The sequence below is a fragment of the Pseudomonas guariconensis genome (assembly GCF_024127895.1).
Classification (GTDB): domain Bacteria; phylum Pseudomonadota; class Gammaproteobacteria; order Pseudomonadales; family Pseudomonadaceae; genus Aquipseudomonas; species Aquipseudomonas guariconensis_B.
Genome location: NZ_JAMYBK010000014.1, coordinates 17,039 through 29,389, shown reverse-complemented (window position 1 = coordinate 29,389; position 12,351 = coordinate 17,039). Strand labels below are relative to the sequence as shown.

Below are 12,351 nucleotides of genomic sequence, written 5' to 3'. Positions count from 1 at the left end.
GTAGCCCGCGCTTAGAACTTGGCTTCCAGGTCGACCTGCAGGGTGTCGACATCAGCATTGCTGTTGGGCAATTGCGACAGGTCGGTCTTGGCCATCAGGTAGGCCGCGCCCAAGGAGAAGTTCTTGTCGATCTCGTAGCCGACCTTGAACTTGTGCCCACGCGAACCGGTGAAGCCGGCACCGAAGTCGGAGTCGGTGAACAGGCTGACCACGGCATTGCGCTGTACGTCGCGGTAGTTGTAGTCGAGGCTCCAGGAACCGACCTTGGTCTTCAGGCCCGCCAGCCAGGCCTTGTCCGCACCATCGGTGCTGTCTGTGTTCTTGACGAACTGGCCATAGGCCGACAACGGGATGGCGAAGCCGGTGAAGTCCAGTTGCCCGAAACCTTCCACCAGGTTGAACTCGTTGGTGGTGTTGCCGAAGTTCTGCAGGGCGGTCGAGCTCTTGTCGTTGTCATAGCCGTAGATGCTGCCGCCCACGGTGACCTTGACGGTGTCGGCAAGACCGAAGCGCGTGCCCAACTGGCCGTGGTAGAGCTGCGCGTCGTGCTTGAACTGCACGCCGTCGCCGTCGACGTTGTCCTTCAGGTTGTAGTGGCCGGCGCTGGCGAACAGCTCGGCACCGCCCAGGTCGGTCTTGTAGGTGACGGCGATACCTTCCGGGTTGATGTCGCTGTCCCAGATGATGTCGCCCATGCTCACCCAGGGCTGGTTCATCTTGCCGCCGATCAGGTGCAGGCCCGGCAGGGCGGTCGGGTGCCAGTCGAGGTAGGCCAGGTCGACCCACAGCGATTTCTTGTCGAAGTAGTTGTCCAGGCTCTGGTTGGTGGATCGGGCATCGGAACTGCTGCCGGTGGCCACGCGCACACCGGCGTCCACCTGCGGGTTGATCTCGCTGTAGAAGCCGACCCGGGCGCGGACCCGTTCACGGTCCTGGTTGTTGCTGCGGCTGTTGGGGTTGTCGACGTTGACGTCTTCGTAGCGCAGGCGCACGTCACCCTTGATCTGGGTCTTGGCGGCCCAGGCCACTTTCTGCTCAAAGGAGCTCAGACGATCGGCCTGTGCCTTCTGGTCTGCCTTTTCCTTGGTTTCCTGAGCCAGATCGGCCTGCAGTTCGTTGTACTGCGCCTCGTTGATCGAGCCATTGGCGCGGAGCATCTCGAGCAGCTTGGCGTCAACTGCAGCACTGGCCGGAGCGCTCAGGGCCAGCATCATGCCGGTGAGGCTTGCTCCGGTAAGTGTAGAAACAAGACGCATAAGGTTCTCCCTGTTGAAAAAAAAGTGGGGAGGCTCTTGGCGCCCGCCCCGAGTTGGCATGTCTTCGGAAAAGCCCTGGCTAGACGGGTTGCCGGGGCTTCGAAAAACAGGCGCAAGTATTGCGAGGGGGAGTGACAGAATGATGTCTATTTGATGGCGCTGCGGTTAAGTGAGCACGTCATGATTTGAGTGTCATGGCACTCTTCCGGGATACTGGCGGCTCTTTCGCAGCGAGTCGAAATCGTGACCAGCCTGTACAGCCTTGCCCATCTGCGCGATCTTCCGGCGGCGACCTGGGATGCCCTGGTGCCTGCTGGCCAGCCGTTCCTGCGCCATGCATTCCTCAGTGCGCTGGAAGACAGCGCCAGTGTCGCGCCGTCGACCGGTTGGGCGGCCGAACACCTGGTGCTGGAGCGCGAGGGGCAGGTGCGGGCGTTACTGCCGGCCTATCGCAAGTGGCATTCGTTCGGGGAGTACGTGTTCGACCATGGCTGGGCCGATGCCTGCGAGCGGGCCGGGATCGCCTACTACCCGAAGCTGCTCGGCGCGGTGCCGTTCAGCCCGGTGAGCGGGCCGCGCCTGCTGGCCGCCGACGCGGCCGATGGCCTGCTTCTGCTGCAGGCGATACCCGAGTACCTGGGCAAGGGCGAGTTGAGTGGCGCGCATATCAATTTCACCGACAAGGCCGTGGACGATCAGCTCGCTGGCCTGCCGGGCTGGCTGGAGCGCCTGGGTTGCCAGTTTCACTGGCGCAATCGCGGTTACCGGGACTTTCAGGATTTCCTCGACACCCTCAGCTCGCGCAAGCGCAAGCAGTTGCGCAAGGAGCGCGAGCAGGTGGCCGGGCAGGGCATCGACTTCCACGGGTACCGTGGCGATGAGTTGACGCAGGTGCAGTGGGACTTCGTCTACCTGTGCTACGCCAACACCTATGCGGTGCGCCGTCGCACGCCGTACCTGACCCGGAGCTTCTTCAGCCTGCTGGCCGAGCGCATGCCCGAGGCGGTCCGCGTGGTGATGGCCCGCCAGGGCGGGCGTGACGTGGCCATGGCCTTGAGCCTGGTCGGTGGCGACAGCCTGTATGGGCGCTATTGGGGCTGCCTGGACGAATTCGACCGGCTGCACTTCGAGACCTGCTTCTACCAGGGCATGGATTTCGCCATTGGCGAGGGGCTGCAGCGTTTCGACGCTGGCGCCCAGGGGGAGCACAAGCTGATCCGTGGTTTCGAGCCGGTGCTCACGCGGTCATGGCATTACCTGCGCCACCCGGGGTTGCGCCGGGCGGTGGAGGACTTCCTCGCCCAGGAGCGGGTGGGGGTGAAGGCCTACGCCGAGGAGGCCCGGCGGCTGTTGCCCTATCGCCGTGGGGGATGACGGGATTCGAGCTGCAAGCTTGCAGCCACCGTCAGTCCACGCCAACGAACCCGCCGGTCTGGTGGTGCCATAGGCGTGCATAGAGCCCCTGCTGGGCCAGCAGCTCGGCATGGCTGCCGCTTTCGACGATGTGCCCCTTGTCCAGTACCACCAGGCGGTCCATGCGGGCGATGGTGGACAGGCGGTGAGCGATGGCGATCACCGTCTTGCCCTGCATCAGGGTTTCCAGGCTCTCCTGGATCGCCGCCTCGACTTCCGAGTCCAGTGCCGAAGTGGCCTCGTCCATGATCAGGATCGGCGCATTCTTCAGCAGCACCCGGGCAATGGCGATGCGTTGGCGCTGGCCACCCGAGAGCTTGACCCCGCGCTCGCCCACGTGGGCATCGAAGCCCGTGCGCCCCTGGGCGTCGGACAACTGTGGAATGAACTCGTCGGCCCGGGCCCGGCGTACCGCTTCCCAGACCTCTGCCTCGCTGGCGTCCGGCCGGCCGTACAGCAGGTTGTCGCGGATCGAGCGGTGCAGCAGCGAGGTGTCCTGGGTGATCATGCCGATCTGCGCGCGCAGGCTGGCCTGGTTGACCTCGGCGATGTCCTGGCCGTCGATGAGGATACGCCCGCTTTCCACGTCGTACAGGCGCAGCAGCAAGTTGACCAGGGTCGACTTGCCGGCCCCGGAGGGGCCTATCAGGCCGATCTTCTCGCCCGGGCGGATATCCAGGTTCAACCCGTCGATGACCTTGCCGCCCTTGCCGTAGTGGAAGCCCACGTCGTCGAAGCGCACGGCGCCGCGGCTGACCTTGAGCGCGGGGGCATCGGGCCTGTCGGTGACGCTGACCGGCTGGGCGATGGTCTGCAGGCCGTCCTGGACCATGCCGATGTTCTCGAAGATGCCGTTGACCACCCACATGATCCAGCCGGACATGTTGACGATGCGGATCACCAGGCCGGTGGCCAGGGCGATGGCACCGACGGTGATCAGCGACTGGCTCCACAACCACAGGGCCAGTGCCGTGGTGCCGGCCACCAGCAGGCCGTTGAGGCTGGTGATGACCACATCCATGCTGGTGATGACCCGTGAGGCCAGCTGGGTCTTCTCGGTCTGTTCGCTGATCGCCTCGCGGGCGTACTGTTGTTCGAAGTCGGTATGGGCGAACAGCTTGAGGGTGGCGATGTTGGTATAGCCGTCGACGATCCGCCCCATCAGCTTGGAGCGGGCGTCGGAGCTGATCACCGAGCGCTCCTTGACCCGTGGCACGAAGTAGCAGAGCGCACCGATGTAGCAGGCGATCCAGGCCAGCAGCGGCAGCATCAGGCGCCAGTCGGCCTCGGCGAACAGCACCAGCGAGCTGATCGCGTAGATCAGCACGTGCCACAGGGCATCCACCGCCTGCACTGCCGAATCGCGCAGGGAGTTGCCGGTCTGCATGATGCGCTGGGCGATGCGCCCGGCGAAGTCGCTCTGGAAGAAGTTCAGGCTCTGCTTGAGCACGTAGGTGTGGTTCTGCCAGCGGATCAGGCTGGTCATGCCCGGGCTGATGGTCTGGTGTACCAGCAGGTCGTGCAGGCCGAAGAACAGCGGGCGCAGCACGAGGATCACCACCAGCATCCAGATCAGCTCGCCGCCGTGCCGGCTGAAGAACTCGGCGCCCGGGGTGACCTGGGCCAGGTCGATGATCCGGCTCAGGTAGCCGAACATGGCCACCTCGATCAACGCGGCGACCAGGCCGACCACCAGCAGGGCGACGAAGCTCGGCCAGACCTGGCGCAGGTAGTACAGGTAGAACGGCAGCACCTTGCTCGGCGGCGCTTCGCTTGGCGCTTCGCGGAAGATATCGATCAGTTGCTCGAAGCGGCGGTACAGCATGGATGAAATGGCTCCTGTTCCCTCGGCCGTCAGGCGGTGTCACGTCCCTGTGAACCGCTCGGTCAGTCGATGCGTTTGGCGGACTTGATGTACACCGGGTCGGCCGGTACATCGCGCATGCCCTTCTTGATGGTGGTCGGCGAATTGACGATCTGGTCGACCACTTCCATGCCCTTGGTCACCTTGCCGAACACCGCGTAGCCACGGTCGCGCCCCGGATTGAGGAAGGCGTTGTCGGCGACGTTGATGAAGAACTGGCTGGTGGCCGAGTTCGGGTCGGAGGTGCGGGCCATGGCGATGGTGCCGCGGGTGTTCTCCAGACCGTTGCTGGCCTCGTTGCGGATCGGATCGCGGGTGGGCTTTTGCACCATGGCGTCGGTGAAGCCGCCACCCTGGGCCATGAAGCCTGGGATCACGCGGTGGAAGATGGTGTTGTTGTAGAAGCCGCTGTCGACGTATTCGAGGAAGTTCTTCGTGCTGATCGGGGCCTTTTCGGCGTTCAGCTCGATTTCGACCTGGCCGAAACTGGTGTCCAGCACTACGTGCGGGGTCTTGTCGGAAGCCATGACGCTGGTGGCGAAGGCAACCGAGCAGGCGGCGAGCAGGAGTTTTTTCAGCATGGGCTCAAAGATCCTTGAGAGGTGGAAGCGGCTGCAAGGAATTGCAGCAGGGTCTGGTTGAAGACCTCGGGTTGGTCCAGGGGCGTAGCGTGCCGGGAATCGTCGATGACCGCCAGCCTTGCCAGGGGCATCAAGGCGACGTAGCGCTCCTTCAGTTGTATCGGCGTGTAATCGTGGTCGGCGCTGATCACCAGGGTGGGACAGTGGATCTGGCCGATGCGTTCCACCACGCCCCAGTCGACGATGGCATCGAAGCTCTTGAGGTAGGCCCGCTTGTCGTTGCGCGCCCAGCGCTGCGCCATCTTCTGCCGCAGTTCGCCCTGCTCGGGCTTGGGGAACAGGCGTTCGGCCAGGCCCTTGCCGATGGTCTCGACGCTCAGCAGGCGTGCCAGGCCCCAGCGCTTGGCCCACCAGATCCAGTCGGCGCGGGTGCGTCGTCTGACCTCCGGGGCGCTGTTGACGATGCACAGGCTGCGTAGCCAGCCGGGGTGGTCGACGGCGAACTGGAAGCCCACCATGCCCCCCATGGACAGGCCGACGAGATGCACCGGGCCTGTCTGCAGGTGTTCCAGCAGGGCCAGCAGGTCTTCGCTGAAGGTGGCGATCTCATAGCCGTCGCGGGGCTTGTCGGAGCGGCCGTGGCCACGGATGTCCATGAGGATGAGGCGGTAGTGCTGGCTCAGCACGGGGACCTGCAGTTCCCAGTCCTGGCAGCTGGAACCCAGGCCGTGCAGCAGTACCAGGGGTTCGCCCTGGCCATATTCCTCGTAGTGCAGCGTGCATCCTTCGTGTTCGAAATAGGCCATGGGCGCGGTCCTCTCAGGCTTGCGGGGGGGCTGCGAAGGGCACGTCCAGTGGCGCGGTGTCGAAATTGCGCAGCAGTTCGATGAGGATCTGCGTGGCCGGACCCAAGGTCTTGTCCTTGTTCGAGTAAAGGTAGAACAGCGGATGGCGGCTGCCACCCTGGTCCAGCGGCAAGGGCTTGAGCACGCCGTCGCGCAGCTCGCGCTCGATCATGTGCCGAGGCAGCCAGGCGAACCCCAGGCCGCTGCTGACGAAGGTGGCGGCGGTGCCCAGGCTGCCGACCGTCCAGCGCTGTTCGGCGCCGAGCCAGCCGACGTCGCGCGGCTGGGCACGGCCGGAGTCGCGGATCACCACCTGCAACTGGCTTTCCAGGTCCTGGAAGGTGATTTCCCGGCCCAGGCGGTGCAGGCTGTGCTCGGGGTGGGCGACGGCGATGAACTCCACGGCACTGAGCTCGGCGCCCAGGTAGCCGCCGATGTTGTAGCTGCTGATGGCCAGGTCGGCGATGCCTTCGTGCAGCACCTCCTCGACCCCGGACAACACCTCCTCGCGCAGGCGTACCCGGCACCCGCGGCTCTGCGGCATGAAGGCGCTCAGGGCGCGCACCAGGCGGGTGCTGGGGTAGGCGGCATCGACCACCACGCGCACTTCGGCCTCCCAGCCTTGTTCCATGTGGTGGGCCAGGTCCTCGAGTTGGCTGGCTTGCTTGACCAGATGGCGCGAGCGGCGCAGCAGCACGTTGCCGGCTTCGGTCAGTACCGCCTTGCGCCCGTCTATCCGTAGCAACGGCACGCCCAGTTGCTCCTGCATGCGCGCCACGGTGTAGCTCACCGAGGATTGCGAGCGGTGCAGGGCCTCGGCGGCCTGGGCGAACCCACCGTGATCGACCACTGCCTGCAGGGTTCGCCACTGATCCAGGGTTACGCGCGGCGCTTTCATCTTCGGCTCCTGTTGTCCTAAGCTGCGCTCTTTCAAGGAGAGCGCCCATGAAGAAATGTTGTGCGGCATTGCTGATGTGCCTGCCCCTCGGGGCCATGGCTTACCCCATCGACGTGGAGAAGCAACTGGACGGGGTCAAGCTCGACTACACGGCCTACGACACCGCCTACGACATCGGTGCGATCACCCTGAACAACTATGGTCAGGTGCCTGCGGCATGCCGGGTGATCTTGCGCAACGGCCCAGAGGCGCCGCGGGTGCGGCGGGTGAACGTGCCCGCCGGCAAAAGCGTGGACGTTACCGCCAAGTTCAACCGGCAGATCATCAGGCTGCGGATCGCAGTGAACTGCAAAGCGGAATAAACGGATTAGTCGATAGATTGAACCCACTTTTTACGCTTTTTTATCGATAGGTCAAGCCTTAATCTCACCTCCATCGAATCGCAACCCTTTGTTCGCCGATGGAGGCTTCCATGTCCCGCGTATTGATCATCGAAAGCAGCGCCCGCCAGCAGGATTCCGTTTCCCGTCAACTGACCCGTGATTTCATCCAGCAGTGGCAGGCGGCCCACCCGGGCGACGAGATCACCGTGCGTGACCTGGCGGTGACGCCGGTGCCGCACCTGGATGCCGACCTGCTCGGTGGCTGGACGAAGCCCGAGGAGCAGCGCAGCGCTGCTGAACTGGAGGCCCTGGCGCGTTCCAACGCGCTCACCGACGAGCTGCTGGCCGCCGACGTGCTGGTGATGGCCGCGCCGATGTACAACTTCACCATCCCCAGTACCCTCAAGGCCTGGCTGGACCATGTGCTGCGCGCCGGCATCACCTTCAAGTACACCCCCACCGGCCCGCAGGGGCTGCTGGTCGGCAAGCGCGCCATCGTCCTGACCGCCCGTGGCGGCCTGCATGCCGGTGCCGCCAGCGATCACCAGGAACCCTACCTGCGCCAGGTCATGGCCTTCATCGGCATCCACGACGTGACCTTCATCCATGCCGAAGGCCTGAACATGAGCGGCGACTTCCACGAGAAGGGCCTGAACCAGGCCAAGGCCAGGCTGGCGGCGGTGGCCTGAGCCGCGACGAATTCCCAACCCCCTGACACCCGTTGCTCCTTGGGTGTGCCTGCCCGGCCATGACATGGCCGGGCTTTTTTATGAGCGGAACTCATGTCGCCTGTTCGGGCCCATTGGCGGGCTTGTCCACGAATGGGACAGCGCGAATACTGCCGATTCCAGGGCTCCGTGTTGCCGTAAGGTATCTCGACCCGCTAAGGTCGCCGCCTTGATGGGGAAGAGGCAACCATGGGCTACCTGATTATCGTCGCGCTGATCCAAGCGTTTTCCTTCAGCCTGATCGGCGAATACCTGGCCGGGCATGTGGACAGCTACTTCGCCGTGCTGGCCCGGGTGGTGCTGGCTGGGCTGGTGTTCTTGCCGCTGACCCGCTGGCGCCGGGTCGAGCCAGGTTTCATGCGCGGGATGCTGCTGATCGGCGCGTTGCAGTACGGCATCACCTACGTCTGCCTGTACCTGAGCTTCCGTGTGCTGACGGTGCCGGAGGTATTGCTGTTCACCATCCTCACACCGTTGCACGTGACCCTGATCGAGGACGCCCTGAACCGCCGTTTCAACCCGTGGGCACTGCTCGCCGCCCTGGTGGCCGTGGCCGGTGCGGGCGTGATCCGCATGGACAGCATCAGCGGCGACTTCTTCATGGGCTTCCTGCTGCTGCAACTGGCCAACTTCACCTATGCCGCCGGGCAGGTGCTGTACCGGCATCTGGTGGCCCGTCACCCCAGCGACCTGCCGCACTACAAGCGTTTCGGTTACTTCTACCTGGGAGCGCTGGCCGTCGTGCTGCCGGCTTTCCTGCTGTTCGGCAACGCCCAGCAGTTGCCGAGTACCGACGTGCAGTGGCTGGTGCTGTTGTTCCTCGGCCTGTGCCCGACCGCTCTGGGCCTGTACTGGTGGAACAAGGGCGCCTGCCTGGTTTCCGGGGCGACGCTGGCGGTGATGAACAACCTGCACGTACCGGTGGGGTTGCTGCTGAACCTGTTGATCTGGAACCAGGACGAACCGCTGGGGCGGTTGTTCATTGGCGGTGCGGTGATCCTGGCGTCGGTGTGGATGAGCCGGTTGGGGAGCCGCGTATCGTTACCGTTGGGCGGTAAGGTTTGAGCGGCCTTGCCGGGAGCAACGTACCGGTCGAAAACATCGCGGCCTGACCAAAATCCAGCTTGCCCAGCGTATTGGTATCACCCGGCAGAAACTGAGCGAGATCGAAAGGGGGTCGCTGACCGTGGCGATGTCCTACTACTGTCGAGCGCTGAGTGCCTTGGGGTGTGAACTCGAGGTGGTACCAAGGCGAATGCCTACGCTGGATGAATTGGGTTGGCGCTTGCCTTGAGCAACCAGAAGTCGATTTTCGCATCGCGGCTGTACCTGCTCGAGTTTGGCAGGCGTTGCCGTGTCGAGGATCCGCGGGAGCGGATACGCGAAATTTTGCAGGCGCTGGAGGGCACGTTGCTCCACCGGCGGGAGCTGGTGGAGCGGGCGCCTTTGATTGCCAAGGCCATCAGCAAGAGCGCGGAGCCCTTCGAGATGACCTTCGGTTGAGCGGGGCTGGTCGCTCGAATACGAGCATGAGTATCAGCCCTACAGGCCATTAGGCCTCGGCCAGCTCGTCCAGCCGCTGCGCCTGCGCGCTCGCCTGCGGCCTGGCGGCCAATCCGACGCGCATGTCGTTGCCGCTCGGCTGCTGGTACAGGCTCAAGCCGAATTCCGGCAACACCGCCAGCAGGTAGTCGAAGATATCCCCCTGGATACGCTCGTACTCGGCCCACACCGTGGTCCTGGTAAAGCAGTAGATCTCCAGCGGCACGCCTTCGGCGGTGGCCTGCATCTGGCGGACCATGCAGGTCATGTTCGGGTGCACGTCGGGGTGGTTCTTCAGGTAGGCCAGGGCAAAGGCGCGGAAGGTGCCGATGTTGGTCAGCTTGCGGCGGTTGGCGGCGAGCTCGGCCACCGGCCCCAGGGCCTCGTTCCAGCTCTGCAGTTCCTCGCGCTTGCCGGCCAGGTAGTCGCCCAGCAGGCGTACCTGGGTCAGGCGCTGTTCTTCCTCGCCGGTCAGGAAGCGCACGCCCGCGGCGTCGATGAACAGGCTGCGCTTGATGCGGCGCCCGCCGGACTGCTGCATGCCGCGGTAATTCCGGAACGACTCGGACATCAGGCGCCAGGTGGGGATCGAGACGATGGTCTTGTCGAAGTTCTGCACCTTGACCGTGTGCAGGGTGATGTCCACCACGTCGCCGTCGGCGCCGACCTGGGGCATCTCGATCCAGTCGCCGACATGGAGCATGTCGTTGCTGGTCAACTGCACGCTGGCGACGAACGACAGCAGGGTGTCCTTGTACACCAACAGCAGCACCGCCGACATGGCGCCAAGGCCGGACAGCAGCAACAGCGGCGAGCGGTCGATCAGGGTGGCGACGATGACGATGGAGGCGAACACCCACAGCATGAGCTTGGCCAGTTGCACGTAGCCCTTGATCGAGCGGGTACGGGCGTGTTCGGTGCGCGCGTAGATGTCCAGCAGGGCATCGAGCAGGCACGACAGGGCCAGGCTCAGGAACAGCAGGGTGAAGGCCAGGGCGAGGTTGCCGAGGAAGTGCTGGGCAGTGTCGTTGAGTTCCGGCACCAGCTTCAGGCCGAACTGCACCACCAGCGATGGCGTGGTCTGGGCCAGGCGATGGAGCACCTTGTTATGGCGCAGGTCGTCGAGCCACTTGAGGGCCGGCTGGCGGGCCAGCAGGCGGCTGGCGTGCAACACCAGGAAACGTGCCAGGCGGCCGATCAGTATGGAGATCAGCAGCAGTACCGCGAGGCCGAGGGCGGCATGCAGCATGGGGTGTTGGTCGAGGGTGCCCCAGAGATCCAGGGTGTCGTGCCAGAGTCGTTGGATATCCATGAGGATCTAGACAGTCCATAGTTGCGAAACGAAGCATTATTAGAACGCGGACCGATGCAAAGGTGCCAAAAGAAATTCGGCTCCGACCGCGGAAAACGTTACCCTATGCAACCGAATTGTCCGCATCTGCCCGAGGTACACCCGTGTTTTCCCAATTCGCCCTGCACGAACGCCTGCTCAAAGCCGTGGCCGAGCTGAACTTTGTCGAGCCGACCCCGGTGCAGGCGGCGGCCATTCCCCTGGCCCTGCAAGGGCGTGACCTGCGGGTGACCGCGCAGACCGGCAGCGGCAAGACCGCAGCCTTCGTCCTGCCGGTGCTCGATCGCCTGGTCGACCTGCGCGAGCGCCGTGTGGAGATCCGTGCGCTGATCCTGCTGCCGACCCGCGAGTTGGCCCAGCAGACCCTCAAGCAAGTGCAGCGCTTCTCCCAGTTCACCTACGTCAAGTCGGGCCTGGTCACCGGGGGCGAGGACTTCAAGGAGCAGGCCGCGTTGCTGCGCAAGGTGCCGGACGTGCTGATCGGCACCCCCGGCCGCCTGCTCGAGCACCTCAATGCCGGCAACCTCGACCTGTCCCACGTCCAGGTGCTGGTGCTGGACGAGGCCGACCGCATGCTCGACATGGGCTTCGCCGAAGACATGGAGCGCCTGTGCCAGGAATGCGCCAATCGCGAGCAGACCCTGCTGTTCTCCGCCACCACCGGCGGTGCGGCCTTGCGCGACATCATCGGCAAGGTCCTCAAGAACCCTGAGCACCTGATGCTCAACAGCGTCTCGCAACTGGCCGAGGGCACCCGCCAGCAGATCATCACGGCCGACCACGACCAGCACAAGGAACAGATCGTCCAGTGGCTGCTGGAGAACGAGAGCTACCAGAAGGCGATCGTCTTCACCAATACCCGGGCCTGGGCCGACCGCCTGTATGGGCACCTGGTGGCCAAGGAGGTCAAGGCGTTCGTGCTGCATGGCGAGAAGGACCAGAAGGACCGCAAGCTGGCCATGGAACGCTTCAAGCAGGGCGGCTCCAAGGTGCTGGTGGCCACCGACGTGGCGGCCCGCGGCCTGGACATCGACGGCCTGGACCTGGTGATCAACTTCGACATGCCGCGCAGTGGCGATGAGTACGTGCACCGCGTCGGTCGTACCGGCCGGGCAGGGGGCGAGGGGCTGGCGATCTCGCTGATCTGCCATAACGACTGGAACCTGATGTCGAGCATCGAGCGCTACCTCAAGCAGCAGTTCGAGCGGCGGGTCATCAAGGAGGTCAAGGGCACCTACAGCGGGCCGAAGAAGGTCAAGGCCTCGGGCAAGGCCGCGGGCAGCAAGAAGAAAAAGGTCGAGAAGAAAGCCGCCGAGAAGAAGGGCGCGGCCAAGCGCAAGCCTGCGGCGAAGCCGAAGGCCAAGGCACCGCTGGCCAGCGCCGATGGCATGGCGCCGCTGAAGAAGCGCAAGCCAGCGGCTGAATAAAAGCCTCGGCTTTTGCAGGTAATGCCGTTCACTTGAGCGTCCCGGGGCTGCGAAGCAGCCCCA

Annotated in this window: 12 protein-coding genes and 1 pseudogene; 7 read left to right on the top strand and 6 right to left on the bottom strand. The window is 64.4% G+C overall.

The window, feature by feature from the left end; translation table 11 throughout:
- Positions 1 to 11: 11 nt before the first annotated feature.
- Complete coding sequence (locus NJF35_RS15370) at positions 12 to 1,256, bottom strand: putative porin (RefSeq protein ID WP_225789784.1); 1,245 nt, start codon at positions 1,254 to 1,256, stop codon at positions 12 to 14.
- 243 nt (positions 1,257 to 1,499) lie between these two features.
- Here NJF35_RS15370 and NJF35_RS15365 point away from each other — a divergent pair, with 243 nt between their 5' ends.
- A complete protein-coding gene (locus tag NJF35_RS15365) occupies positions 1,500 to 2,630 on the top strand; it encodes a GNAT family N-acetyltransferase (RefSeq protein WP_225789783.1) in 1,131 nt (376 codons plus the stop codon).
- Positions 2,631 to 2,661: 31 nt separating this feature from the next.
- Here the strand turns inward: NJF35_RS15365 and NJF35_RS15360 are convergent, their stop codons facing one another.
- From NJF35_RS15360 to NJF35_RS15345, 4 genes are all read right to left on the bottom strand, one after another.
- A complete protein-coding gene (locus tag NJF35_RS15360; RefSeq protein ID WP_253080911.1) occupies positions 2,662 to 4,494 on the bottom strand; it encodes an ABC transporter ATP-binding protein in 1,833 nt (610 codons plus the stop codon).
- Between the two features lie 62 nt (positions 4,495 to 4,556).
- Positions 4,557 to 5,114, bottom strand: a complete 558-nt coding sequence (locus NJF35_RS15355; protein ID WP_225789781.1) for a peptidylprolyl isomerase — start codon at positions 5,112 to 5,114, stop codon at positions 4,557 to 4,559.
- Positions 5,108 to 5,920 (bottom strand): alpha/beta fold hydrolase, encoded by an 813-nt coding sequence (locus NJF35_RS15350; RefSeq protein WP_225789780.1) that lies wholly within the window; start codon positions 5,918 to 5,920, stop codon positions 5,108 to 5,110. Before NJF35_RS15350 ends, NJF35_RS15355 begins: the two co-directional genes overlap by 7 nt.
- A gap of 13 nt (positions 5,921 to 5,933) precedes the next feature.
- A complete protein-coding gene (locus tag NJF35_RS15345; protein ID WP_225789779.1) occupies positions 5,934 to 6,857 on the bottom strand; it encodes a LysR family transcriptional regulator in 924 nt (307 codons plus the stop codon).
- 47 nt (positions 6,858 to 6,904) lie between these two features.
- Between NJF35_RS15345 and NJF35_RS15340 the strand changes: the two genes are divergently transcribed.
- The 5 genes and pseudogenes from NJF35_RS15340 (at position 6,905) to NJF35_RS15320 (ending at position 9,471) form a co-directional block, all read left to right on the top strand.
- Entirely contained in the window at positions 6,905 to 7,219 is a 315-nt protein-coding gene (locus NJF35_RS15340) for a 3-phosphoglycerate kinase (RefSeq protein WP_225789778.1), read from the top strand.
- Between the two features lie 110 nt (positions 7,220 to 7,329).
- Positions 7,330 to 7,929: an FMN-dependent NADH-azoreductase gene (locus NJF35_RS15335; RefSeq protein WP_225789777.1), complete on the top strand. Its 600-nt coding sequence runs from the start codon at positions 7,330 to 7,332 to the stop codon at positions 7,927 to 7,929.
- Positions 7,930 to 8,157: 228 nt separating this feature from the next.
- Positions 8,158 to 9,033 carry a carboxylate/amino acid/amine transporter gene (locus NJF35_RS15330; protein WP_225789776.1) on the top strand — a complete coding sequence of 292 codons (876 nt, stop codon included), beginning with the start codon at positions 8,158 to 8,160 and terminating at the stop codon, positions 9,031 to 9,033.
- Between the two features lie 34 nt (positions 9,034 to 9,067).
- Positions 9,068 to 9,262 (top strand): annotated as a pseudogene (locus NJF35_RS15325) (helix-turn-helix domain-containing protein); the annotation flags it as partial.
- A complete protein-coding gene (locus NJF35_RS15320; protein ID WP_225789775.1) occupies positions 9,259 to 9,471 on the top strand; it encodes a hypothetical protein in 213 nt (70 codons plus the stop codon). The pseudogene NJF35_RS15325 and the gene NJF35_RS15320, both read left to right, overlap by 4 nt.
- Positions 9,472 to 9,520: 49 nt before the next feature.
- On the opposite strand, the gene NJF35_RS15315 is transcribed toward NJF35_RS15320, so the two are convergent.
- Positions 9,521 to 10,822 (bottom strand): mechanosensitive ion channel family protein, encoded by a 1,302-nt coding sequence (locus NJF35_RS15315; protein WP_225789774.1) that lies wholly within the window; start codon positions 10,820 to 10,822, stop codon positions 9,521 to 9,523.
- 143 nt (positions 10,823 to 10,965) lie between these two features.
- On the opposite strand from NJF35_RS15315, the gene NJF35_RS15310 reads away from it, so the two are divergent.
- The gene (locus tag NJF35_RS15310) at positions 10,966 to 12,288 is read left to right on the top strand and encodes a DEAD/DEAH box helicase (protein WP_253091234.1); all 1,323 of its coding nucleotides are present in this window, start codon (positions 10,966 to 10,968) and stop codon (positions 12,286 to 12,288) included.
- Positions 12,289 to 12,351: the final 63 nt, after the last annotated feature.